Raw genomic sequence first — 25467 nt, forward strand, 5'->3', positions numbered from 1 at the left:
ACGTTCTCGTCGCCCAAGACCTCTAGCTGACGAAGACGGCTGTGGGTTTTGCCAGGGGGCCGTGGGGTTCATACAGGGCCAGGAAGGTGCCGGTTGGGTCGAACATGGCGGTTTGTTGGCCGGCTGTGAGTTTCAGGCCCGGCAGAGGACGCCCAGTACGGATGGCCGCGGCCTGTTCCGCGTCGGCGTCGAAGCGGGGGAACGTGTCGGCCGCGACGTCCGCGATCGGGAGCATCGTGAAGGACTCCCCCAGCTCTTCCAGCGTGTGCGCCGACGACAAGCCGAAAGCACCCACACGAGTACGCCGGAGCATCGTCAGGTGTCCGCCTATCCCAAGCTCTGCACCAAGATCGCGAGCAAGGGCTCGGATGTAGGTCCCGCTCGAGCAATCGACCGAGATGTCGACCTCGATACCCGAAGAACCGGGCCGGACGTCGACCACGTCGTACCGGCTGATGGTGACGCTGCGGGCCTTCAGCGCGACCTCTTCGCCCGCGCGGACCCGTTCGTACGCTCGCCGCCCGTCGACCTTGATCGCGGACACCTTCGACGGCACCTGCGAGATCTCCCCGCGGAAACCCGCCACAGCAGCCTCGATCGACTCGACTGTCACGGCGGCAAGGTCGTCGGCGGACGCCACCGGGCTGATCTCCCCCTCGGCGTCGTCCGTGCTGGACGAGGCGCCGAGGAGGATCGTCGCGTCGTACGACTTGTCCGCCAACTGAAGGTGGCCGAGGAGCCGCGTCGCGCGGTTCAGGCCGACCACCAGTACGCCGGTCGCCATCGGGTCGAGCGTGCCGGCGTGGCCGACCTTGCGGGTGCCGGCCAGCTTGCGGATCCTGGCCACCACCGTGTGCGAGGTCAGCCCCGCCGGTTTGTCGACGACGACGATGCCGTCGGCGACGGAGAAGTCCAGGTCACTCGTCGTCGGAGTCATCGTCCTCGCGGCGCTTGTACGGATCGGCGTCACCGGCCGGCTTGGCGCCCGAGGCGGCCTTGGCCACCTCGGCGTCGGCCGCCCGCGCCTTGGCCAGCAGTTCCTCGATCTGGCCGGCGGTCTCCGGGATGGCGTCCAGGTAGAACGCCAGGCTCGGCGCGCGCCGCAGGCCGAGGGCCTTGCCGACCTCGCTGCGGATCAGGCCACGGGCCGACTCGAGCGCGGCGGCGGTGGACGCCCGCTCCTGCTCTCCGCCGTACACCGTGTAGAAGACGCTCGCCTCGCTCAGATCCCCGGTCAGCTTGGCGTCCGTCACGGTGACGAAGCCGAGCCGCGGGTCCTTGACCCGGCGTTCCAGCAACTCCGCGACGAGTACCTGGATCCGGTCGGCCAGCTGCTTCGCCCTTGCTTCACCCATCAGGGCTCACTCCCTCGTGTTCCTGCTTGACGTCCATTCATGCGTAACGTCCGGAGCGACGGTGGTTGAGAAACCGCCACTCCGGACGTTACTAGGCTGTCCGGCGCCGGGGTCCGGGGACCTCGGCGCCGGGACCGATCAGCTGCGCGGCTTCTCGCGCAGTTCGAACGCCTCGACGACGTCACCGATCTTGATGTCGTTGTAGCCCTGGATCGTCAGACCACACTCGAAGCCCTCGCGGACCTCGGACGCGTCGTCCTTGAACCTCTTCAGCGACGACAGGTCGGCGTTGTCGACCACCACGGCGCCGTCCCGGATCAACCGGACCTTGGCGTTGCGGCGGATCGTGCCGGTGGTGACCCAGCAACCGGCGATGTTTCCGACCTTCGAGGAGCGGAAGATCTCGCGGATCTCCGCCTGGCCCAGCTGGACCTCTTCGTAGATCGGCTTGAGCATGCCCTTCAGGGCCGCCTCGATGTCGTCGATCGCCGCGTAGATGACCGAGTAGTACCGGACATCCACACCTTCGCGCTCGGCCAGATCCCCGGCCTTGCCCGCCGGCCGCACGTTGAAGCCGATGATGACGGCGTCCGACGCGATGGCCAGGTTGACGTCGTTCTCGTTGATCGCACCGACGCCGCGGTCGATGACGCGGAGGTTGACCTCGTCGCCGACCTCGATCCGCACCAGTGCGTCCTCGAGCGCTTCCACCGAACCGGACACGTCACCCTTGAGGATGAGCAGCAGCTCCTGGCTCTGGCCCTTCTCCATCGAGGCCATGAAGTCCTCGAGGGTACGACGGGCGCGCCGCTTGGCGTTGGCCGCCGCACGAGCCCGCGCCTCACGCTTCTCAGCGATCTGACGGGCCATCCGGTCGTCCTCGACCACCAGGAACTTGTCGCCGGCACCCGGCACCGCGGTCAGACCGAGCACGGTGACCGGACGGGAAGGGAGGGCCTCCTCGACGTTGTTGCCGTGCTCGTCGAGCATCGCCCGGACCCGGCCGTACGCCGGACCCGCCACCATCGAGTCGCCGACCCGGAGCGTGCCGCGCTGGACCAGCACGGTCGCGACCGGACCACGGCCCTTGTCGAGGTGCGCCTCGATCGCCAGACCCTGCGCCGGCATGTCCGGGTTGGCCCGGAGGTCCAGCGCCGCGTCCGCGGTCAGGATGACGCTCTCGAGCAGACCGTCGATGTTCAGCCGGGCCTTCGCCGAGATGTCCACGAACATGGTGTCGCCGCCGTACTCCTCGGGCACCAGGCCGTACTCGGTCAGCTGACCGCGCACCTTGGTCGGGTCCGCGTTCGGCACGTCGATCTTGTTCACCGCGACCACGATCGGGACGTTCGCCGCCCGGGCGTGGTTCAGCGCCTCGATCGTCTGCGGCATCACGCCGTCGTCGGCCGCGACCACCAGGATGACGATGTCGGTGGCCTGCGCACCACGGGCACGCATGGCGGTGAACGCCTCGTGACCGGGGGTGTCGACGAAGGTGATGGCGCGTTCCTTGCCGTCCACCTCGGTCGTCACCTGGTACGCACCGATGTGCTGGGTGATGCCACCGGCTTCCTTGGCCGCGACGTTCGCGTGCCGGACGGCGTCCAGCAGCTTCGTCTTACCGTGGTCGACGTGACCCATCACGGTCACCACCGGCGGACGGGAGGCCAGGTCGGCCTCGTCGCCCTCGTTCGACCCGAAGTCGATGTCGAACGACTCGAGCAGCTCGCGGTCCTCGTCCTCCGGGGACACGACCTGGACGTCGTAGTTCAGCTCGGTACCCAGCAGTTGCAGGGTCTCCTCGTTGACCGACTGGGTCGCGGTCACCATCTCGCCCAGGTGGAACAGCACCTGCACGAGCGATGCCGGGTCGACGCCGACCTTCTCGGCGAAGTCCGTCAGCGAGGCGCCACGAGCGAGCTTCACGACCTCGCCGTCACCGTGCTTGACGCGTACGCCGCCGACGGCCGGCGCCTGCATGTTGTCGAATTCCTGGCGCTTCGCGCGCTTGGACTTGCGACCACGACGGGCCGGACCGCCCGGACGCCCGAAGGCACCCTGCGTCCCGCCACGGCCCCGGTTGCCCGGGCCCGGACGACCGCCGCCACCACCGGGAGGACCGCTGGGTCCACCACCGGGACGGAAACCGCCGCCGCCACCGCCACCGCCGCCGCCACTGCGCGGACCGGCACCCGGTCCACCCGGACCGCCGCCCGGACGGCCACGGCCACCACCACCGGCGCCACCGCCACCACCGCCGCCGCCGGGCCCCGACGGACGGCCGGTGAAGGTACCGGCTGAGGACTTCGGCATCATCGCCGGGTTCGGACGCGGGGCGCCCGGAACACCACCGGACGGACGCGGCCGGTCGGACCCACCGCTGCGAGCCTGCGGCGGCCGCGGCGGCATACCCGCCGGGCTACCACCCTGGGCCGGGGCCGCCGGAGCGCCACCCGGACCCGGACGTGCGCCACCGCGCTGCATGCCCTGGGTCGAGCTGAAGGGGTTGTTGCCCGGACGCGGAGCGCCCGGACGACCGCCACCGGAACCCTGACCGCCGGGAGCACCCGGACGCGGGGAACCACCCGGACGAGGCGCACCCGGACGGGGCGCACCACCCGGACGCGGAGCGTTGCCCGGTACTCCGGGACGCGGCGCCGGACGGGCCGGGGACTCTGCCGCGGGCCGCGGCGCTGCCGGGCTCGGGGCGGACGGGGCCGGAGCGGCCGGGGCCTCGGCGGCCTTGGCCGCAGGCGCCTCGAACGCGGGAGCCGCCTTGGCCGTGGCCTCCACTGCCGGAGCAGGGGTGGCCTCGGGACGCGGACCCGGCTTGGGGCCGGGGCGCGGACCCGGACGGGCCGGGGACGGCGCCGGAGCGGGGGCCGAGGCGACCGGAGCGGCCTTCTCGGTCACCGTCGGCTCAGCCGCGACCGGAGCCGGGGTTGCTTCGGCGGCCGGCGCGGTGCGCTCGGCCTCCACCTTGGGTGCCGGTGCGGCCGGAGCAGGCGCTGCCGCCTTCTTCTCCACGACCGGCTCCGCCGGGGCGACCGGTGCGGTCGCCTGCGGCGCTGCTGATGTGCTTGCCGCGGCCTTCTTGGCCGCGCGCTTCTTCGGCGGGTTCTTCTCGAACTCTTCCGCCAACCGTCGAACGACGGGTGCCTCGATCGTCGAGGACGCCGATCGGACGAACTCTCCCATGTCGTTCAGCCTGGTCAGAACGACCTTGCTGGTAACTCCGAGCTCTTTCGCGAGCTCGTAGACCCGGACCTTTGCCACTACTCTCCCTCTGGTCCGAGCCTGGGGCGCGGACCGTTAGTTGACGTACATGCTCATCGCATTGCACTCATCGTTCGACACTCATCGAGTGGTCATGAGTCGATGACCCGCCTTCATGTCGTCGCGACGGCCTTCAAACCGCTGCGGGCGGCCGGGCGGCCGCACTTGTCCTGCTGTCGTGCTCCTGCTGCTCCACCTGTTCCCGCACAAGCGTCAGATCAAGCGGTCCCGGAACCTTGAAGGCCCGCGGGAACGCCTTGCGACGCTCGGCGAGGTCGAGACATCCGGTCACCGGGTGCAGATGCGCCCCACGGCCGGGTGCCCGATGAGCGGGATCCGGGAGGACACGTCCTCCAGAAACCGTCATCCGCAGCAAGCCGGTCGGACTGTCCCGTTTCCGACACCCGATACAGGTGCGCTCCCCAGGCTTGCCAGGGCGCGCGTCTGCAGTCACTGTCAGGTGATCCTCAGGGTGTGGTGACGACTCAGTCGACCGACCGAGAGATCAGTCTACCTTCTCGTCCCCACGAGTCACATCAGTATCCGGTCGGATGTCGATCCGCCAGCCCGTCAGCCGGGCCGCGAGGCGGGCATTCTGCCCCTCCTTGCCGATCGCCAGCGAGAGCTGGTAGTCGGGGACGACGACCCTGGCGGCGCGTGCCGCGGCGTCGACCACCTCTACTGATGAAACCTGCGCCGGGGACAACGCATTCCCGACGAAGGTGGCCGGATCGTCGCTGTAGTCGATGATGTCGATCTTCTCACCGTGCAGCTCGTGCATGATGTTGCGCACACGCTGGCCCATCGGGCCGATGCAGGCGCCCTTGCCGTTGACGGACGGGTTCAGCGTCCGGACGGCGATCTTGGTCCGGTGACCGGCCTCACGCGCGATCGCCATGATCTCGACGGTCCCGTCGGCGATCTCCGGTACTTCGAGCGCGAACAGCTTCTTCACCAGGTTCGGGTGGGTCCTGGAGACGGTGATCTGGGGGCCCTTGAAGCCCTTCCGGACGCCGACCACGTAGACCCGCAGCCGGGAGCCGTGCTCGTACTTCTCCCCCGGCACCTGCTCCGGGGCCGGCAGCACCGCCTCGATCTTGCCGAGGTCGACCATCACCGAGCGCGGGTCGCGGCCCTGCTGGATGACGCCGGAGAGGATGTCGCCCTCCTTGCCGGAGAACTCGCCGTACCGGACGTCGTCCTCGGCGTCGCGCAGCCGCTGCAGGATGACCTGCTTGGCCGTGGTGGCGGCGATCCGGCCGAAGTCGGCGGGCGTGTCGTCGAACTCGCGGGCGACCGTGCCGTCCTCGGCGAGCTCGCGGGCGTACACGGTGACATGCCCGGTCTTGCGGTCCAGCTCGACCCGCGCCTGCTGCTGAGCGCCCTCGGTCCGGTGGTAGGCCACCAGCAGGGCCTGCTCGATCGCCTCCACGACGATGTCGAAGGCGATGTCCTTCTCGCGTTCCAGGGACCGCAGCACGGCCATGTCGATGTCCATCAGTTCTCCTCCACCGTGCCGTCAGCGGCAGGTTCGTCGTTGCCGGCTGGCCGGTTGAACTCGATCTGGATCTTGGCCTTCGTCATGTCGGCGTAGGCGATCGTGCGCGGGCGGCCCTTGACGTCCAGCTCGGCAGCCTCGTCGGTGGCAGCCTTGATGCGGCCGGTCACCTTGCCGCCGGCCACGAGGGTGACCTCGACCAGGCGGGAGATGTTGCGCCGCCAGTGCCGGGGCAGCGTCAGCGGCCGGTCCACCCCGGGGCTGGACACCTCGAGGGTGTACGCGCCGTCACCCATCACGTCGTCCGCGTCGAGCGCCTTGGAGATCGCCCGGGTCACCTCGGCGACGTCGTCCAGGCTGATACCGCCGTCGCGGTCCACCAGCACGCGCAGCATCCGGCCCCTGCCGGGCGCCGGCGCGACGTCCGCGGCTTCCAGGTCGCAGCCGAACTGCTGGACGATCGGCCGCAGGAAGTTTTCGAGGCTCTCGGGGTCCGTGTGGTCAGTCCTTCGGCTCACAGGTAGACCTGCCTCTCTCTCCAGTTGTGCACCCGTAAAATTCCGCTCGGCGATCCGACCGAGGGCAGTAGCCCACCATATCTGGCCGGGAGCAGTGTCCGAGCCACTGGCTCCGGCCGGGATATCGTTTCGGCCGTGCCAGACGATCCCCTCCGCCTCTCGCGCCGGACCGCGCTCCGGACCGCAGCCCTCACCGCCGGTGCCGCGACCGTGTTGTCCACGGTGCTCACCGGCTGCGACGACGAGCCCGATCGGCCGGGCACGCGGGGGGCGGAGGAGGGTCTAGGCGGCACCTCCCAGCCGGCTCCGAGCACCGACCCCGCCGTGGTGGCAGCCCTGACCACGGCGGCCGTCCAGATCGCTCAGCTGGCCATGCGCTACAGCAACGTCGGCCTGGCCTTCCCCGCGGCGCGCGCCCAACTCTCTCCCGGTGTGAGGCTCCACGCCGCCCACCTGGCCAAGCTGAAGGAGGTCAGCGGAGCCGAGCCACCCCAGCCCGGCAAGCTGCCGGCACTGCCGAAGACCGCCTCGGCCGCCGTGGCCGACCTGGCAACCCGCGAGCAGAAGCTGGCCATCACCCATGCCGTCGCCGCCGCCAAGTTGTCTGGCACACCCGCTCGCCTGCTCGCGATGGTGGCCGCCTCCGAGAGTCAGCTGGCCGCGACCCTGACCAAGAAGAAGCAGGCCGCCCAGTGACCGAGAACGAGGCCCTCCAGGCAGCTCTGGCCGGAGAGCACGCTGCCCTGTACGGCGTGGGCGTGGCCGGCGGCAAGCTCAGCGGAGCACGCTTCCGGGCGGCGACGACCCTGTACGAGCAGCACCGCCGCCGACGCGACACCCTGACCGACCTGCTGCTCGAGTTCGGGGAGAAGCCGGCCGCCGCCGAACCGGCGTACGAGTTGCCGCGGGCTGTGACGAATGCCGCAACCGCGACCGCTCTCGTGCTGCTGATCGAGCAGCGACTGGCTGCGGTCTACGGCGACCTGGTCGAGTCGGCCGAGCAGGCGAAGGTCCGGACCTTCGCGATCCAGACACTGATAGCGACGGCGTCGGCCCAGCTCGGTTGGGGCGGCGCTCCGGTGGCCTTCCCCGGCCAGGTCTGAGGCAGCCCGAGGCTGCCCTGGCGCGGGACCGGTGCAGACCGGTATCCGTACGTGTCCGTCCGGACACGGAATGCTGATGTAACTGGGCAATAACGAAATATTTCCGGTGCGGTTACGGGTCTTCTGGAATTCGTTGCGTACTCCCCTTTACTCGGAGCGCTACCTTCCCTATATTTCCGGTCACGGAGACTGGGGGGTCGCCGGGCTTTCACCAGCGCCACAAGGGCTTTCGGCCGTTGCGGTGCCGGTGATGATCCAAGGCTGAATCAAAGCGTCTGTTCCGTACCTTCATTTGTTGCAAACAACTTCTTGAGCCGCGCCCTGGGCCGGCTACGGAGGGTAGTGAAGCATGCGTACATTCGACCTGATCACCGGCGAGAGCCTGTTTGTGAAAGATCTTCGGGTAGTCCGTTGGGAGCAGTACGGACTGGACCGCGATATGCCTTTCCAGGCGATGTGGTACTCCGTTCCACCCGGTTCGGAGAGCCCCATCGACCAACACCCCGAACTGGAACTGTCGATCGTCGTCGCGGGCACCGCGCACGTCCTGGTCGGCGGCGTCGTGCACGAGGTGACGACCGGCAACGCCTTCCTGCTGGGCAGCACCGAGGCCCACGTCGTGCAGAACCGATCGGCGGACGAGTTGCTGACCGTCTTCAGCGCCTACTGGATGCCCTTGGAGACCGAAGGCTCCGGGCCGGCACCGTCAGAGGAGGCCGACAGACCGGTCGAGGCCACGGCGGCCGCGCAATGAACGGTCCGGCGCATCCCGATCCGGTCACCGTCTTCACCTTCCCGCAACCGACCGCGAACGGTCCGCTGCACGTCGGCCACCTGTCCGGCCCGTACCTCGCGGCCGACATCGCCGCGCGGGCAGCACGGGCGCGGGGCGAGCGGGTCGTCGTCACCACCGGTCTGGACGTGCACCAGAACTACGTCCTGACCCGGGCGGAGCGCGAAGGTGTCGAGGTCGGCGTGATGCTGGCGGACTTCCGGGCAGACATCAAGGAGACCTACGAGCGCTCCCGGATCGGCTACGACCGGTTCAGCGATCCGCTCGAGGACGACCACGCGCCGATCATCCGGCAGCTGATGAACGAGCTCGTCGCCAGCGGCGCGGCGCCGCTGCGCGAGGTGACCCTGCACGCCTGTGCGGACTGCTCGCGGACCCTGCACGAGTCCTACCTGGCCGGTCTCTGCGGCGGATGCCAGGCGCCGGCGTCGGGTGGCGCCTGCGAGCAGTGCGGCGGCTTCACCTACGTCGACGGCATGGTCGATCCGGTCTGCGGCCGGTGTGGCGGCGAACCCCGCCCGTTCCAGGCGGTCGTCCCGGTCCTGCGGATGGAGGATCACCGCGCGACGCTGACCGACCTCTGGCTGAAGGCGGATCTGCCACCGGCGGTCCGGGCGCTGATCGACCGCCAGTTGGCGGCCGGCCTGCCCGAGATCGCCCTCGCCTACCCGACCAACTGGGGTATCGAGGGCGACGGACCGCTGGCCGGGCTGCGGATCGGCCCTTACACGGAGGTCGCGCTGACCGACCTCTACAACGTCGCCCGGGCGGTGGATCCGACCGCTACCGACCTGGCCGGCTACCGCGCCGCGCTCGGCCGGGTGGACCAGTTGTGGCACTTCCTCGGCCTCGACAATGCGTTCTGGTACGCCCTGTACTGGCAGGCGATGTGGGCGGCCGCGGGAATTGATCCATTACCTCTTTCCGGACTGGTGGTCAACGAGTTCTACACGCTGGACGGATTGAAGTTCTCGACCAGCCGGAATCACGCGGTCTGGGCGAACGAATTGCTCCGCGACGAGGACCCGGCGTTGGTCAGGCTCTTTCTCGCCTGGGATCGGCCGGACCGCTATCAGAGCGACTTCACCTGGAAAACCTTCCGGGCCTTCGCCGAACGGGTCGGGCCGATGCTGGACGGCACCCACCCCATCACGGACGCGCTCCATCCGGCTCTGGCCGAGGTCGAGCTGGCCCGTGGCGAGGACGCCTTGCGGCCGAGCGGATTCGACCCGTCGCTGGCCGTGCGGAGTCTGCTCAGCCTGCTGGCCGGCGGCGTACGGGAGACCGGCTCGCTGCGGGCGGCACTGACCGGGACGGGCGGCGAGTAGGCCGATGCGAGTCTGCGTCATCGGGGCCGGTATCGCCGGCACGCTCCTGGCCTGGCGTCTCAGCGCCTACCCGCGCGTCTCCGTCGACCTGGTGACGGGCGCACCCGGCTCGGACGCCACCGCTGTGTCCGGCGGCGGAGTACGTGCGTTCGAGACCCATCCCGAGCAGCGGCGGCTGGCGATCGAGAGCCTGGCCGAGTTGCTGGAATCCCCTGCCCTGCTGGAGCAAGCGGGGTACACAGAGACCGGCTGCACCTACCTGCTCGCCAAGCAGGCCGGGCTCGAGGCTGCAGTGGCCGAGGTGGAGGCGATCCACCCGGGCTCGGCCGAGATCGTTGACGCGGAGACCCTGCGCAGCCGCGGCTGGCACGGTCTGCCCGACGACACGGTCGGCGTACTGGAGAAGCGGGCCGGGTTCATCCGGCCGGACGAGCTGCGCAGCGCGGTGATCGAGCAGCTCAGCAGTGGCCGCAGCAGCAAGGTTGTGCCGGGCCCGGTCGTCGGGCTGGTCCCCCACCCCGACGGCTCGGTCAGCTGCCGTACTCCGGGCGACAGCAGCCGGTACGACGTCGTCGTGGTGGCCGCCGGTCCCTGGACGCCCGGGTTGCTCTCGGGCAACCAGCTGCCGGCCGAGCCGTACCGGACCAAGGCGATCCAGGTCGCCGTCTACAAGGTGGACGGCGCGCTGCCGACCATGTTCGTCGACGAGACCAGCGACCTGTACGGGCGGCCGACCGCCGACGGCGGGTTGTTGCTCGGCGTCGACACGCACCGCTGGTCGGTGCCACCCGGCAGCAGCCGGCCGATCCAGGACCTCGCCGACCATGCGGTCCGGATCGCCGGTGAGCGGCTGCCGCATCTCCGGCTGCTGGAGACCGCGAGGACGGTCAACAGCGCCGACTGTTATGCCGATCCGCCGGTACTGACCCTGTGGTCGGTGCTCGGCAGCACACATCGGCTCTTCACTTTCACCGGTGGGTCCGGCGGCAGCGTGAAAACCGCGCTGGCCGCGAGCCGGACGGCAGCGAGCGACCTGCTCGGGCCGCTTGTCACCGGAGGAAACACCCGTAACACCACTTCGCGGACGGAGAACAAGCGCATGACCATCACGGAACGAGCCATCGGCAGCCCGCCCAGGTTCCACACGATCGGCATCGGTGCCGGTCCCTCGAACCTGTCGCTGGCGGCCCTGTACAAGAACGTCACGACCGAGAAACTGGCCCTGTTCGACTCCCGCCCGGTGGCCGGCTGGCACACGCCGCTGCTCTACCCCGGGGTCCGGATGCAGACGGGCTGGATGAAGGACCTGGTGTCGCTGGTCGACCCGCGGCACGAGCTGACGTTCCTGAACTACCTGGTCACCTCCGGGCGGTTGTACGCGCTGATCAACTCCCAGTTCGACGCGCTGCCGCGGATCGAGTACGAGCGCTACCTGGCCTGGGCCACCGAGCGGCTCGGCGTGGTCAACTTCAGCTCCCGGGTCGACTCGATCTCGATCACCGACGACGGCTTCGAGGTCACCGTCGGCGGACAGCCCGCCGCGGTCTCCGAGCACCTGGTGCTCGGCCTCGGCACCCGGCCGGTCTGGCCTGAGTACGTCCGCGGTCTCCCGCAGGAGCAGGCCTTCATCGCCGACGAGCTCGGCGTCCGGCTGCCCCAGATGGACGCGTACAAGGCCGACCCGGTCGCCGTGGTCGGTGGCGGTCAGACCGGCCTCGAGTGCGTCCTGCGGCTGCTCGGCTCGGGCTTCACCGACATCCGCTGGATCGGCCGGAACCAGTGGTTCCGCAGCATCGACGACTCCCCGATGGCCAACGAGCTGTACCGGCCGTCGCACATCGAGTTCCTGCAGGGCCTCAACCGCGGCAAGCGCCGGGAGATGATCGTCGACTCCCGCTACAGCGGTGACGCCCTCACCCCGGGTGGCCTGAAGGCGCTCTACCAGGCCAACTACGACGGCCTGCTGACGCTCGGGCGGTTCCCGGTCACGCTGCTCCCCGGTCGCGACGTCACCTCGTCGGAGCTGCTGGACGACGGCCTGCTCCGGCTGCGCTGCACGACCCCCGAGACGCCGGAGGAGCACGACGTACGGCACGTGGTGGTGGCGGCCGGACGCGAGCACGTCCAGGCGCCGTTCGACGACGACCTGCGGGACCGGATCGACTACGACGACGACGGCGAGATGCTGGTCGAGCCGGACTACTCGGTCCGCTGGAAGGGCATGAACGGCCACAAGATCTACTCGTTCAACGCCAGCCGGTACAGCCACGGCCTGACCAACGCGGGCCTGACGCAGCTGCCGGTCCGGGCCGCGATCGTGCTGAACTCGATGTTCGACCGGGAGATCTACCCGATCTCCGACGAGCTCTGCGCGGTGAAGTGGTGACGGCCGTCGCCCCGGAGCCGCTCGCTCCGGACGTGGACGGCGTGTGGTTCCAGCTCGTCGTCGACGACCCCGCCGCGGGCGCGCCGTACGGGCAGTACCACCGCGAGGACGACCTGGTCTGGGCGGAGTTCTACGCCGGCGGCTCGCTGCGCAGCGGACGGCTGGTCGGGCACCTGCGCCCGGACGGCTCGTTCGACGCGGCGTACTGCCTGCTGACCGCCGCCGGTGACCTGGTCAGCGGCGAGTGCCACAGCGTCCCCGCGCTGGACGCCCGCGGCCGGATCCGGATCTCGGACCACTTCCGCCGCAGCGACGGCAGTACCGGTGTCACCTACATCGAGCAGATTCCAGCACCGGTCCGGGAGGCCTGAGATGAACCCCGACACTGAACGCCCGCACCTGCTCGTGGTGGCCACCGGGATGCGTCTGTTCCGCGAGTACATCCTGCGCTCCGTCGCCCCGAAGTACCGGATCCACATGTTCCTGCACGCGGAACCGACGTGGGAGAAGGAGTACATCGAGGGCTGGACCGTGCTGGAGACGACCCTCGACGCCGACCTGCTGGTCGCGTCCGCGAAAAAGCTGAACGACGAGCAGCCGATCGACGGCGTGCTCTGCTGGGACGAGGCACGCATCCTGCAGACCGCCCACGTGGCCGAAGCGCTCGGCCTGCCGGGTGGCGACGTCGCGATGATCAACCGCTGCCGGGACAAGCACCTCACCCGTACTGCGCTCGCCGAGCTCGGCGTACCGCAGCCGGAGTCGGTGCTCGTCGACACCGTGGACGACGCACTCGTCACCGCCGACAAGCTCGGCTACCCGGTGATCCTCAAGCCTCGCGCATTGGCCGCCAGCCTGGGCGTGGTCAAGGTGAACTCGCCCGAGGAGCTCAAGCACAACTGGGCCTTCGCGCACGACACCACCGTGCCGGAGGCGCCGCACTACGACGTCAAGGTGCTGGTCGAGGAGTTCGCCGACGGCTACGAGATCAGCATCGACTCGGCCGTGTTCCAGGGACAGGTGACGCCGTTCTGCCTGGCCCGCAAGGAGATCGGCTACCCGCCGTACGCGGAGGAGATCGGGCACTACGTCGACGCGGCCGACCCGCTGCTGGCCGACGAGCAGCTGATGCAGGTGCTCGTCAACGCGCATGCCGCGATCGCGTTCACCGACGGCGTCACGCACACCGAGATCATGATGACGGCCGACGGCCCGAAGGTGATCGAGATCAACGCCCGGATCGGCGGCGACATGATCCCGTACCTCGGGCTCCAGGCGACAGGCGCCGACCCGGGCCTGGCCGCCGCGGCGGTCGCCTGCGGCCGCTCCCCCGAGCTGGTCCCGGACCGCGCGATGGTCGGTGGCGTCCGCTTCTTCTACGTGGACGAGAACGACACCGTGCTGGAGTCGGTCGAGTTCGACCAGACCGACCTGCCCGCCACCATCGACCAGCTCACCGTGCTGATGGAGGCCGGGCAGACGACGAGCCCGCCGCCGGAAGGCACCCTTTGGGGCCGGATCGCCTACGCGACCGCAGTGGCCACCTCGGTGGACGACTGCCGGGCCGGCCTCGACGCGGCCGAGAAGGCTTTGCGTTGGTCCGGAAAGGTGAAAGAGCCAGAGGAGACCACGCCATGAGCTCCGCCACCGAAGAAGGCACGGGCATCTGGGAGACGATCCGCGATGCGCCGGTAGCGGTGAAGGCGCTGCTGGTCGGCGTCTTCGTGAACAAGCTCGGCTGGTTCCTGCAGGTCTTCCTGGTGCTCTTCCTGACCACCTCGAAGGGCTTCACCGACGTCCAGGCCGGTACCGCGCTGGGCATCTACGGCGGCGGGTCGGTGATCGGCCTGATCATCGGCGGTTCGCTGTCGGACAAGGTCGGGCCGCGGGCCGCGGTGATGATCAGCATGTTCGGCATGGCCGGCTTCGTGCTCGCCATCGCCTACGTGCCGAGCTACACCGCGGTCGTCGTGGTGGTCGCGCTCGCGGGTGCGGTCGGGCAGTTCTACCGGCCCGCGTCGGCGGCGTTGCTCACCGAGCTGACGCCGAAGAACCGCCAGGTGATGATCTTCGCGGTCTACCGGCTGGCGATGAACCTCGGCACCACCGCCGCACCGCTGATCGGTGCGGCCCTGGTCACCATCTCCTGGAACCTGCTGTTCATCGGCGAGGCGCTCGCCGCCCTGGCCTATGCCGTCGTCGCGATCGTCGCACTGCCGAAGCGGCGTCCGTCGGCTGCCGACACCGCGGCCGGCGTACAGGACGTGGACGCCGCCCAGCCGAGCGGCGGCTACCTCGCCGTACTCCGCGACTACAAGTACGTGTTGTTCCTGCTGTGCATGTTCATCAACGCCGCGATCTACATGCAGTACCTCGCGGTGCTTCCGCTGCACATGAAGGCGGACGGGTTGTCCACCTGGTGGTTCAGCGCGGTGGTCGCGCTGAACGGCTTCATCGTGATCACCTGCGAGTTGCTGGTGACCAAGGTGGTGCAGCACTGGCCGGCCCGGATCGTCGCGATCACCGGCTTCGTGCTGCTCGGCGGCGGGCTGGCGTTCTACGCGCTGCCCGGCGGGATCGCGATCTTCGTGATCGGCACTCTGCTGTGGACGCTGGCCGAGATCATCGGCGGCCCGACGATGTTCGCCTACCCGGGCATGGCCGCACCGCAACCACTGCTCGGCCGGTACGTCGGGTCCGCGCACGCGATGTTCGGACTCGGTTCCGCGCTCGGTCCGTTCCTCGGCGTCTGGCTGTGGAACACGTCCGGCACCCAGGTCTGGGTGTGGTGCGGCCTGGCCGGTGCGGTCGGCGTCGTGCTCGCGTACTTCGGGATGTCGAGCGGAACAGCCGCCACGGAAGAACCAGCAGTGGACATCACCCCGGCCGCAGAGCCGTTGCCGAGCGAAAGCTCGTAGGAGGACCTCATGACCAACTTGATACCTTCCCCGCCCCACCACCCCGGTCGATACACGATCATCGTGGACCCGCTGTCCACGGGGCAGGAATATCCAGCCGCTTTCAAGGAGGCCGGCCAGATCCCGGTCGCCGTACTGAGCGGGTCCGAACCACCGCCGGCGTACACGACGAGCTGGCACCCGGACGACTTCGAGCACGTGCATTACCTCACCGGCGACGTCGCCGCCTTGGCCGAGGAGCTCCGGGCCTACGACCCGCAGTACCTGGTGCCGGGTGCGGAGAGCGGCGTCGAGCTGTGCGACCAGCTGACCGAGATCCTGGTGCCCGGCACCGGCAACGAGCCATCACTTGCGAGCGCGCGCCGCGACAAGTGGGAGATGGCGCAGGCACTGTCGGCAGCCGGTGTACCGCGGCTGCGGCAGCTCCGTACGGCGGACCCGGCCGAGGCCGAGCGCTGGCTGAAGGAGAACGACCTGCTCGGCAAGCGGCTGGTGATCAAGCCGCCCAAGAGCGCCGCCGGTGACGAGGTGTACGTCGTCTTCGAGGACGGCGACTGGCGCGAACGGTTCGACCGGGTGCTCGGCCGGACCAACAAGATGGGTCTGGTCAACGACGCCGTGCTGATCCAGGAGTACGCCGAGGGCACGGAGTACCTGGTGGACAGCTACACCGTGGACGGCAAGCACTCGCTCGTCGACGTCTGCCGCTACACCAAGATCAGCCGCGGCGACAAGATCGGCATCTACCACCGGATCGACTTCCTCGCGGCGGACGATCCCGAAGTACTGGCGCTCTGGCCGTACACCCAGCAGGTCCTCGACGCCGTCGGCATCCGGGTCGGCTGCGGGCACGCCGAGGTGATGATGACGGCCGACGGTCCCCGGCTGATCGAGGTCGCCGCCAGGCCCGCGGGTGGCGGTCACCAGATGGTCAGCGAACTGGCCACCGGCGACAACCACATCAAGCGCACGGTCGCGCACCGCGTCCGCGGCGAGGTCCGGGACAGCTTCGACCTGGTCCAGCACCTGCGCGGCATCTTCATCTCCGCCTACCGCGACGGCTACTTCCGCAACCGCGACGTCTTCGACGGCGTCGAGAGCCTGAAATCGTTCCACTGGATGAAGATCCTGCACGAAGAGGAGGCGATCGTCCCCGAGACGGTCGACCTGTTCACCTGCCTGGCCTGGGTGATCCTGATCCACAGCGACGCCCAGACCCTGGACGACGACTACCGCCGAGTCCTGGAGATGGAGGCCGCGATAGTCATCGACGAACCGTAGGAACCGCCGGGTTCAGCCTTTGACCCCCCAGCTCAGCCGCTGACCTCCCGGCCAGACCTCTGCCCCGGGCACGGACGTCCCCCCAGACGCCCGTGCCCGGGCAGTTCCCTGTACTACGGTCATCCCCCACGCAGCTCCTCCGTCGCAGCTCGGCGACTGCGAGGTCCGGCCGCGACTTCCCGCTCCGCGGCCCCCTGGTCATGTCCACCTACGCCACCGGCCAATACCTCCTGGCCTCCGGCGCCACCGCCCGCAGTCAAGGGCCGAGCTCGTAGATCTTGATCTCGCCCTGCTGATAACGCAGTACCGCCAGTTCGTCCAGCTTCGCGGACACCGGTCCGTCGCGCTGGTCGGCGAAGATCCACCGTGCGCCGTACTGTGTGCGAGCCTCCTCCAGCAACTCTGCGGTCGGCGCCGTCAAGATCTGAAGGGTGAGCTGGACCCGGTCCGGCCACGGCGACGGCTGGAACATGTACCGCTTGCCGCCGGCCCCATCGGTAGCAAGCGCCTGCTGGGTGTACGCCCAGCCCTCCATCACGGTTCGCCTACCCGCGAGTCCGCTGACGAGATAGCCCCGCGCATCGCAACCGGCCTTCCGGGGACCGGCCGATTGGCACCAACTGCCGGTGACCACGACGTCCGTCGGCCTGGAGTTCGCCCCGAGCCACAACGCGGCCGCCTGCTCGTCCGGGTGGACCATCGCGTTCACCGCACGGTAGGTCCCGTCCGCCCGGATACCGAAGTACGAGCGGTTGGTCAGGGCCACAAGGGACAGCGCAGTCACCACGAGGACGGGTATCGCGACGCCGAGTCCCGGCTGTCTCACCCAGAGACGGTTGATCAGTAACCATCCGACGACCAGCAGCGCGGTCAGTACGGCGGCCACCAGCAGCGGTTGTGCCAGCGCCTCGACCTGAGCCGCTCTGGGGTCTGCGGACTGGCGCCTGGCTGGTTTCGTGGCCTCGTAGAACACGTATCCGAGCACGAGCGCGGACACGCTGACCACCGCGATGGTTCGGCGGCTGCGGCCTTCGAATGCGACAGCCACCAGCCAGGCCGCCGCCGCGGCCGCGAACGGCACGACGCTGCGCAGGAAGTACAGCTGGCCCGCCGAAGGGTGGTTGACCAACAGCATGCCCGCCCAAGCGCCGGTGAGGGCTCCGACCAGCAGCCAGGCGACTGGATCGCGTCTGGTCTTCCGGACCAGAAGCAAACCGAAACCGGCCAGCAGTCCGGCGGATGACAACAGGTGCAGCCCCAGCATGACCGCGACTCCGGCGATCGCTGTCTGGTCACCCGAGGTCAGCGACGGCGGCAGCAGGCCGCCGGTGCCTGGCGGCGAGGTGTCGCCGGTGATCACTTGGTAGTCCGGCCGGAACCTGGCGACGCCGAAGAACTGGAGCCCCGATCCACCGGTGCTCCCGGAGACGAAGCGCAAGGTACCGATCAGCGCGAGCAGCAGGATCACGCCCGCGCCGATCGAACGCCACGGCAGCTTCCGGTCCCGGATCAGCACGAACAGCGCGGCCAGTCCGACTCCGCCGAGCAGGATGGGCAGCACCGTCGGCTTCGATCCACCGCCGACGACCGCCAGCGCCGCGGCGAGCACCCAGGCGCCACGGGCGCCGCTGCGACGGAACAGGACGTCGATGAGGAAGATCGCCGCCGCGGCCCCGGTGACGATGCTGAAGGTCGTGGAAGGGCTGAGCAGACTCGCAGGAGTTGTCGGCAGGACAGCCAGTGCGGCCAGCACTCCGGTCCACCACACCTTGCTGACCTGCCGGGCCAGGCAGGCGGACACGAGCAGCACGACAACCGCCTGCGGCAACAGCCAGAGCCTGAACAACACCAGGGCTGGGGAGACACGAGTGATGTCCACCGCACCGGCCATGTCAGCGTTGGCGAACCAGTGATACTCCAGCGGTACACCGACAGCCTGCGGCCATTGCGGCGGCATCGACCGCATCAGCTCGTTCACCATCGACAGGTGGAACAGCAGATCCTGGTAGTAGTACGTACCGTTCGGTGGTGCCTTGTGATCCGCAAGCATGGTGAAAGTGGTGATGACGACCAGCGCCGTCGCGCAGATCGCCAGCCCCCAGGACCAGGCCACCGGCAGCGGAGCCGGCGCCGCGATCCGCCAGCATGGCCGCAACCGAGGCACCACCACGAAGGCAGCCAGAACGAGAATCGGCCAGGCCGGCAACCACGATTGCAGTCCCAGGGCCGTGAAGATCGCCCAGCCCAGCAGCTGCCAGACCATCCCGACCGCCGCACCGAGGCCGACGTCCTCGGCCCAGTTTCCGGTACTGCGCCACGCGAACCGGAGCACCAGGATGCCGGGCAGGACGACACAGCAGGCGAAATAGACGCAGTACTTGACGATGGGCGCAAGCGGCACGTCGATCGCGAGCAGCCCGCCGACGCCGGCCCCGACCGGAACCAGCCACGGAACCAGCCGGGCGATATTCGCCAGGCCGGACGCGCGAGGACGCGGGGCGACGGAAGGTTCCCTCGGCTCGGTCGCCGTCGCGCCCGATCGCTCCGCTGCGGTGTTCACCGGCCTATTTGAGCACGGGTAGGGGTGCCACCCGGCGGATCGTCGGCGCGCTACAGCATGAGGCTCGCCGAACGAGCTGGTGAGATCGGTTGAGATACAGTCCCTCGGGGCCCGAGCGACGGAGGGACGGTTGGCGATGGCTGTGATCGATCGAGAGCCCTCTCTGGGGTTGTCGCTGCGGGTCTTGCCCTGGCTGCTCCCGCCGCTGGCCTCGGTGGTCGGACTGGCGATGATCGACGTGCCGCTCGGCGCTGTCGCCCGCTACGCCGCCTACTTCGTCTTCTGCGTTGCCCTTCCCGGCATCTTGCTGATGCGGGCGTTGTGGCGCAGTACCGGCAACTGGGCCGAGGACGTCGGGTTGGGGGCCGCGGTCGGCATTGCCTACCAGCTCGCGGGGTGGGCTCTGTTCACCTGGCTGGGCTGGCAGCAGGCTCTGGTCGTCTGGCCGGCGCTGGTCCTGCTGTGTTTCGCGCTGGTGCCGGGACTGCGGCAGCACTGGCGGATCGCCGAGCCCGAACCGATGCCGATGGCCTGGTCCTGGGGACTGTCGATCTGCCTGAGCCTGCTCGCGTTGGCGATCACGCTCGGCCTGATGGCGGATCACGTGCCACCACCTCGCGGCGTCTCGTACTATCCCGACCTGCTCTACCACCTGTCGATGGTGAACGAACTGCTCCGCAGCGTCCCGCCGCAACTGCCCCAGGTGGCCGGAGAGGCGTTGGACTACCACTGGTTCCCCAATGCCGACATCGCGGGCGCCGTCGACATCACCAGGCTCTCACCGATCCTGGTGCTGTACCGGTTGTGGATGCTGCCGGTGACGTTCGTCGCCGTACTGGCCGGAGCCGCGTTGGCCCGCCAGGTCAGCCGGGTGTGGTGGACCGGCCTCTTGGCCGCCGTGATCTTCGTCGTGCCGCACCTGGGTTTCCTGGTGCCTGCCTGGCCCCAGGTGGACCCGGTCGGCCCGGTGAGCTTGCTGAGTCCCTCGCAGACCTTGGCGACGTTGGCTGTCACCGCGGCTGCGTACTTCATCATCGCCGCGCTCTACCGCGACGGCGGCTGGGGTCTCTGGGTGCTCGCGGTCGCGATGGCGATCGTCGGCGGCGGATCGAAGCCGACGGTGCTGCCCATCCTGCTCGGCGGAGTCGGTCTGTCGGCGTTGTTCCTGCCGCTGAGGGACCGCCGGATCCCGTGGCGGTCCTTCCTGATCGGTGGACTGCTGGCGGCGATCGCGGTCGGGACGTTGCTCACGGTGGCCGGCAGCACCAGTGGATCGGGATTCCAGCTCTTCGCCATCGCGAAGTTCCAGCCCGGCTATCGCGGCTCCACCGGTGACGGATCGATGGCCGGCACGGGCGGCCTGCTGCTCCCGTCCCTGACCGGGGATCACCTCGCGGTGGCGGGAGCTGTGGTCACGCTCGCCGGGCTGGCTCTCGCGCATGCCGGTCTGCTGGCCGGCTTCGCGCTGGCCACGGTCAAGGCGGTACGGCGCGACCCGGTCGCGTGGTGGCTGATCGGCGCGCTGACCGCTTCCTGGCTGGGGCTGTCCTTGGTGGATCACCCTTCCGCGAGCGAGTACTACTTCCTCCGCTCCTGCTCACCGTTCGCGGCCGCAGCCGTCGCCTGGCTGGTCGCCGCCGGGGTAAAAGGTCGGAGCCGACGCACGATCCTGCGCGTAGGCCTGGCCGGGCTTGTGACTGGCACTGCGATCGCGGTGTGCGCGGACCTGGTCAGCGAACCCGCCACCGGGTCACGGGCCGCTCAGATCGAGGTACTGGCCCGACCTCTGCTGATTGCCGTCGGGCTCGCCGTACTCGTGCTGGTGGCATGGCGGCTCACGGCGCGCCTGCGGCCGGGCCTGACCGGCCTGGGTACGGCTTTCGCGGTTCTCGTCGTGATCGGGCTGCCGATCGGCACGACAGCGTCGGACGCCTGGTCGGCGCTTGACGACCCCGGCTCGGGGCGTTACGTGTCGGCGTTCTGGCGGGTCTACCCCGACGAGCTCGCCGCGGCCCGGTGGCTGGCCAAGAACTCCGGGCCGGACGATGTCGTGGTGTCCAACACCTTCTGCAGGCCGGCTGGTCCCCAGCGGCCCGGGTGCGACGCCCGGGGCTACATCGTGAGCGGCATCGCCGGTCGCCGCACGCTCCTGGAGGGCTGGGCCTATACGCAGCAGGCGATGGCGACGCACGGTGTGAACGGCCGGAAGTACACCGTCCAGCCCTCGCCGTGGCCCGACCGGCTGGACCTGACCAACCGGGTCCTCACCGCCCCGACCTCGCAACTGGTGGACCGGCTGCGATCGCAGTACGGCGTGCGCTGGATCTACGCCGACCTTCGCGACGGGCCGGTTTCGGCGAAACTGAACGACTTTGCCGTACTCCGCCACCAGGAATCCCGGGTGAGAATCTACGAACTTACCCGGCCGTGAAGATCCGGCCGGGTACTCACCGGTTCTAATCGACCGTTTGAAAGACAGTACTCCGGTGAGTATTTGCCAATAGCCTGCTATAAATCGTTGATGACAATCACAGATGGAGATCAGGAGCAGCTGACCGAGTCTCCTGAGTTCCTTCTGTTCTGCAGTACCGCATTCGAGTTCTGGCAGCGGAATCTGCTTCCCGGGGGCGAGCGGGTGATCCTGGTCGAAGCGATGAGCCAGGACATTCGCGTGACGCTGCGTAACCTGACGTTCGCGAACGCGTTGCGCCGGTTCCTCCCGGCCCGGCTGGTCGTCTTCACCGGCGCGGACGACGACTGGAACGAGATCCTCTGGACGTTCTTCGACGCCGAGGCGCTGGCGGCCATCTCGCACGCGTACGGCGCGGTCGACGTGATCGACATCCACGACCTGGTGGACAGCTGGCTCGACGATCCCGAGCGCGGCGATCTCCGGGTCGCCGGAAAAGACCTGCCGGTGTCCGGTTCGGGAATCGATCCGGCCGTGCTGGAGGAGTTCGTCCGCGCGACGGTCTGCCGGGTGCTCAAGGTTCCGCGCGTGACCGACGAGATCCGCGCCGGTGCGAAATACGCCGGGATCCGCGAGCGCAGCGCGCAGTTCTCGGACATCTACGACGCCCTCTTCGCCGGCCTGGACCCGGTCGCCCTGGTGACCAGCCACGTCGACTACAACCACTGGGGCCTGGCGGTCGAGACGGCCACCCGCTTCAACGTGCCCACGGTGCACGTCCAGAGCACCGGCACCTTCAAGGCGTACGCGCTCTTCCCCGAGACCCGGCGCGGTACCGCGACCTTCCGGGCCGAGCTCACCCCGCAGATCGCCGAGTTCTACGAGCAGTACGTCTGGTCGAACCGGGATCGGTTGCGGTCCGGCGCCGAGTTGTCGGCCTGGCGGCTGAAGGGCAACTGGGGCAAGCCGTCGTGGTGGCGTGGTGGCGCGATGTCGGCGATCGAGCTGCAGACGCCCGAGGACCGGCTGTCGGTGCGCGAGCACGCGCTGGCCAGATTCGGCTTCGACCCCGACAAGCCGGTGGTAGCGGTGTACAACCACGCCATCTCCGACGCGCCCCGCACGAACGTCGAGCTCTTCGACGACCTGGCCGCCTGGTACGAGGCGACGGCGGACTTCGCGGTCAAGCGTGACGACGTGAACTGGCTGTTCATCGACCACCCGAATCAGTACCTGTACGACGCGACCGGGTTCTTCGACAGTCTGAAGGAGCGGCACGCCGATTCGCCGCTGGTCTTCCTCCCCAGTCTCGAGCTGAGCAAGAACGTGATGTGGAGTCTGGTCGATCTGGGCATCACGGTCCGCGGCAGCATCAGCAACGAGCTTCCCGCGTTCGGCATCCCGGCCCTCCAGGCCGGCTGGTCGGAGTGGAGCCAGTGCGGGTTCACCATCGTGGCCAAGGACGCCGACGACTACTGGAACCGGCTGGCCGAGTCGATCGAGAGCCTGCTGCACGGGCGCCCGCTGCTCACCGAGGAGCAGATCGAGCGGGCCCGGCTGTGGGGGTGGTTCTACCGCGGCGGAACGGACGTCTCGACCCAACTGGTTCAGCACTGGGAAATGGGCCGGACGGAGCATCTCCTGCTCTCCGTCAGGGTGGCGATGCAGCACGTCGAGGCAGACGCCGACCCGGCCTTCACCGCCGTCCGCAGGATGTGGGCCCGCAAGGATCCCTTCCTGACCCGCATCGACATGAGGTTGCCGGCCGAGGAGTTCGGCTTGGCGCTGGGTGGAGTGGGTGAGCTGTGATCAGGACCTTCACCACGCCGCGTTTCCAGACCGCTTTCGATCGGGTGGTCGAGCCGCTGGCGCTGCCCGGAAGAGTGAGCTCGGGGGCGGCGCCTGAGCTCACCACGGTCGACCAGTTCGTCCGTGGCACGGCCGTGATCGGCCGCTTCATCGCCTCGCCGGGACTGCTCGGTGTCAAGGTGCGACCGACCGGCCGTCCCGTCCGGGTCACCGCGCACTTCCGCTACGACAGCATGTCGCTCGACTGGTGGGAAGAACGCATCACGACGCCGGGTCCCGTCCGGGGTGCCGGCGCACCTCGACTGCTCCTGGTGCGTTCGCAGGGCAAGACCCGCGGCGCAACACTGCTGGTCCGGCCGGCGGCGGACTTCCGCAGGGCAGCGACCGGGGTCGTCAGCTTCGACCTGCAGCCGGAGGAGTTGACCGCGGAAGGGCTGTTCGTCTTCGAGATGGACAGCGTCGACAAGGACCGGCCGGAGTGGGCGCCGGCCGTCCCGTCCGGTTCGGTCGGCATCATGATGGAAGCGATCGAGTTCGCAGAGGTGCAGGGCGATCGGAAGATCGGGCTGGTCTCCACCGGCACCCTGCCCCTCGACCCGGACAGCGACACGCTGACGCTTCGAGCCGGGTACTTCGTAGCCAATCCGACCGGCCGGGACGAGCCGCGGCGCTGGATCGCCGGGGCAACTCTGGTCGAACCGCTGGTGCCGGGCCCCCGGACCAAGGTCGCGCCGGTCGTCGAGCCGGTCGAAAGCCGGCCGAGTACGTCGCGCGGCATCAAGCGGAAGGTCATGCGGAGGATCAAGCGTGCCGCCCGCTGGGTCGTCCCGGTGGCTGCCGCTCCGGCGGCGAGGAGAGTGAGCAGGCGGGCGGCGGCTCTCGAGCACAGGGTTCTGCGAGCTGCCCGGAGGCGGATGCCCGGCCGTTCCGCGCCCCCGGTAAGCGTCGCCCCTCCGGCTCCGGCACCGCCGCCGGGGCCGCCGCCCAACCTCCTCGCCGACGTGATGTTCGACCTGGTCAGCCGGAAGCTCGTCCGGGTGGAGCTGGCCGGGATCGAATCCGGCGCGACGCCCGGTGTGCAGGTGCGTGCACGTGCCGGTGCGGAGATCGAGATCGTCACCGACGGTCCGCTGCGGACCCCGGCGCTGATCCGGCTGTCGATCGACCCATCGGTCCTGCGTGAACTGCCGGGCGTCGACGACAAGACAGTGCGCTGGGAGCTCGTCGTCCAATCCGAGTCCTGATGGTCGCCGAGTACCGGCCGCAGCTCGAAGGCGATGGGGACAAGAACGGTGCGCTGCTCCGCGGTCTGTTCGGCGAGTCCGAACCCGGCCGCGTGGTCCTGCCTGCAGGCTCCTACCCGATCACCGGAGGGCTGATACTCACCGATCGGTGGTCACTTTCCGGTTCCGGTACGACGCTGTGGCGGGCGGAGGCCGAGGAGTCGCCGCTGATCCATGTCCTCGGATCAGGCGTATCGGTCGCCGACCTCACCCTCGAGCTTCCGGACGCCTCGCCGGGTCCACACGACGGGGCCGCCTGGACTGCCGTCACGATCGGCCAGTACTTCTACACCGAGAAGCCGGAATGGATCGAACGGATCACCGTCGAGCGGGTGGTGGTCCGGCGTACCGGCCGATGTGCGGCGAACAACATCACCCTGATCGGGGCCGTCCGGGACGCACGCTTCGCGGATCTCGAGGTACGGGGAGGAGGCACAGCCTTCATCGCGCACTGGGGTGCCGTCGGTGCCGGGGTCAGCGACATCACCGGGCACTCCCTGCACCCTCACCACTTCCAGGTCGTCGGCCTGCGGGTGTACGACGCGTTCGAGGCCTTCTGTCTCAGCTCGGTGCACGACGTCGAGGTGCGGGACGTCCAGTGCGAGCGAGTCGAGATCGGCTTCCGGTTGCTGCCCGGGGACAACACCGATCGCTACCACGAGAAGGGTGCCGACTCGGGGATCAACCAACGCCTCTTGATCCAGCACTGTGACATCGGCTGGTGCGGCGACCTCTACGCGATCCGGGTCGCAGGCTGGGGCCGGAGCGAGGTCGACGGAGCCGTCACCACCCGTACGTACGTCGACCTCCGCGTCCACGACGTGACGATCCGCCCCCTGCCGATCGTCGTCGACGGCCGCCCACCCCGTCAGGGCCGCCGCCCGACCGTGGTCGAGAACGCCGGCTTGGTAGACCTCACCGAGGTCCGCGTCCTGCCGTAACCGAGCCC

At 69.1% G+C, this 25467-nt stretch carries 20 protein-coding genes; 13 read left to right on the forward strand and 7 right to left on the reverse strand.

Annotated elements, in window-relative coordinates; genetic code table 11:
• Positions 1–22: 22 nt before the first annotated feature.
• The 6 genes from truB to rimP form a co-directional block, all read right to left on the reverse strand.
• Positions 23–937 carry a tRNA pseudouridine(55) synthase TruB gene (gene truB, locus EV648_RS05595; protein WP_132285649.1) on the reverse strand — a complete coding sequence of 305 codons (915 nt, stop codon included), beginning with the start codon at positions 935–937 and terminating at the stop codon, positions 23–25.
• Complete coding sequence (rbfA, locus tag EV648_RS05600) at positions 918–1355, reverse strand: 30S ribosome-binding factor RbfA (protein WP_199234440.1); 438 nt, start codon at positions 1353–1355, stop codon at positions 918–920. The genes truB and rbfA overlap by 20 nt, the downstream gene beginning before the upstream one ends.
• Before the next feature lie 138 nt (positions 1356–1493).
• Positions 1494–4631 carry a translation initiation factor IF-2 gene (infB, locus tag EV648_RS05605; RefSeq protein WP_132285653.1) on the reverse strand — a complete coding sequence of 1046 codons (3138 nt, stop codon included), beginning with the start codon at positions 4629–4631 and terminating at the stop codon, positions 1494–1496.
• A gap of 133 nt (positions 4632–4764) precedes the next feature.
• A complete protein-coding gene (locus EV648_RS05610; RefSeq protein ID WP_255512784.1) occupies positions 4765–5085 on the reverse strand; it encodes a YlxR family protein in 321 nt (106 codons plus the stop codon).
• Positions 5086–5136: 51 nt separating this feature from the next.
• Positions 5137–6129: a transcription termination factor NusA gene (gene nusA / locus EV648_RS05615; RefSeq protein ID WP_132285655.1), complete on the reverse strand. Its 993-nt coding sequence runs from the start codon at positions 6127–6129 to the stop codon at positions 5137–5139.
• Positions 6129–6647, reverse strand: coding sequence for a ribosome maturation factor RimP (rimP, locus tag EV648_RS05620; protein ID WP_132285657.1), 519 nt, complete (start codon positions 6645–6647; stop codon positions 6129–6131). The genes nusA and rimP overlap by 1 nt, the downstream gene beginning before the upstream one ends.
• A gap of 135 nt (positions 6648–6782) precedes the next feature.
• Here rimP and EV648_RS05625 point away from each other — a divergent pair, with 135 nt between their 5' ends.
• The 9 genes from EV648_RS05625 to EV648_RS05665 all read left to right on the forward strand — a co-directional run bounded on the left by EV648_RS05625 (position 6783) and on the right by EV648_RS05665 (position 16456).
• Positions 6783–7343, forward strand: a complete 561-nt coding sequence (locus EV648_RS05625) for a cell division protein FtsK (protein WP_132285659.1) — start codon at positions 6783–6785, stop codon at positions 7341–7343.
• Complete coding sequence (locus EV648_RS05630; RefSeq protein WP_132285661.1) at positions 7340–7750, forward strand: ferritin-like domain-containing protein; 411 nt, start codon at positions 7340–7342, stop codon at positions 7748–7750. Before EV648_RS05625 ends, EV648_RS05630 begins: the two co-directional genes overlap by 4 nt.
• A 349-nt stretch (positions 7751–8099) precedes the next feature.
• Positions 8100–8504, forward strand: coding sequence for a cupin domain-containing protein (locus EV648_RS05635; RefSeq protein WP_132285663.1), 405 nt, complete (start codon positions 8100–8102; stop codon positions 8502–8504).
• Complete coding sequence (locus EV648_RS05640) at positions 8501–9871, forward strand: class I tRNA ligase family protein (RefSeq protein WP_132285665.1); 1371 nt, start codon at positions 8501–8503, stop codon at positions 9869–9871. The genes EV648_RS05635 and EV648_RS05640 overlap by 4 nt, the downstream gene beginning before the upstream one ends.
• 4 nt (positions 9872–9875) lie before the next feature.
• Positions 9876–12257: an FAD-dependent oxidoreductase gene (locus EV648_RS05645; protein WP_132285667.1), complete on the forward strand. Its 2382-nt coding sequence runs from the start codon at positions 9876–9878 to the stop codon at positions 12255–12257.
• Positions 12254–12628, forward strand: coding sequence for a hypothetical protein (locus tag EV648_RS05650; protein WP_132285669.1), 375 nt, complete (start codon positions 12254–12256; stop codon positions 12626–12628). The genes EV648_RS05645 and EV648_RS05650 overlap by 4 nt, the downstream gene beginning before the upstream one ends.
• A 1-nt stretch (position 12629) precedes the next feature.
• Positions 12630–13895 (forward strand): acetyl-CoA carboxylase biotin carboxylase subunit family protein, encoded by a 1266-nt coding sequence (locus EV648_RS05655; protein ID WP_132285671.1) that lies wholly within the window; start codon positions 12630–12632, stop codon positions 13893–13895.
• Positions 13892–15175, forward strand: coding sequence for an MFS transporter (locus EV648_RS05660; protein ID WP_132285673.1), 1284 nt, complete (start codon positions 13892–13894; stop codon positions 15173–15175). The genes EV648_RS05655 and EV648_RS05660 overlap by 4 nt, the downstream gene beginning before the upstream one ends.
• A gap of 9 nt (positions 15176–15184) precedes the next feature.
• On the forward strand, positions 15185–16456 hold the full coding sequence (locus EV648_RS05665; RefSeq protein WP_132285675.1) for an ATP-grasp domain-containing protein: 1272 nt from the start codon (positions 15185–15187) through the stop codon (positions 16454–16456).
• Positions 16457–16712: 256 nt separating this feature from the next.
• Here the strand turns inward: EV648_RS05665 and EV648_RS05670 are convergent, their stop codons facing one another.
• Positions 16713–19016 (reverse strand): hypothetical protein, encoded by a 2304-nt coding sequence (locus EV648_RS05670; RefSeq protein WP_241994920.1) that lies wholly within the window; start codon positions 19014–19016, stop codon positions 16713–16715.
• Positions 19017–19152: 136 nt separating this feature from the next.
• On the opposite strand from EV648_RS05670, the gene EV648_RS05675 reads away from it, so the two are divergent.
• The 4 genes from EV648_RS05675 (at position 19153) to EV648_RS05690 (ending at position 25459) form a co-directional block, all read left to right on the forward strand.
• Positions 19153–21447, forward strand: coding sequence for a hypothetical protein (locus EV648_RS05675; protein ID WP_132285677.1), 2295 nt, complete (start codon positions 19153–19155; stop codon positions 21445–21447).
• 90 nt (positions 21448–21537) lie between these two features.
• Complete coding sequence (locus EV648_RS05680) at positions 21538–23235, forward strand: hypothetical protein (protein WP_132285680.1); 1698 nt, start codon at positions 21538–21540, stop codon at positions 23233–23235.
• Positions 23232–24479, forward strand: a complete 1248-nt coding sequence (locus tag EV648_RS05685) for a hypothetical protein (protein WP_132285683.1) — start codon at positions 23232–23234, stop codon at positions 24477–24479. The genes EV648_RS05680 and EV648_RS05685 overlap by 4 nt, the downstream gene beginning before the upstream one ends.
• Positions 24479–25459 (forward strand): hypothetical protein, encoded by a 981-nt coding sequence (locus EV648_RS05690; protein WP_132285686.1) that lies wholly within the window; start codon positions 24479–24481, stop codon positions 25457–25459. Before EV648_RS05685 ends, EV648_RS05690 begins: the two co-directional genes overlap by 1 nt.
• Positions 25460–25467: the final 8 nt, after the last annotated feature.

Source organism: Kribbella sp. VKM Ac-2568, from assembly GCF_004345365.1.
GTDB classification, from domain to species: Bacteria; Actinomycetota; Actinomycetes; order Propionibacteriales; family Kribbellaceae; genus Kribbella; species Kribbella orskensis.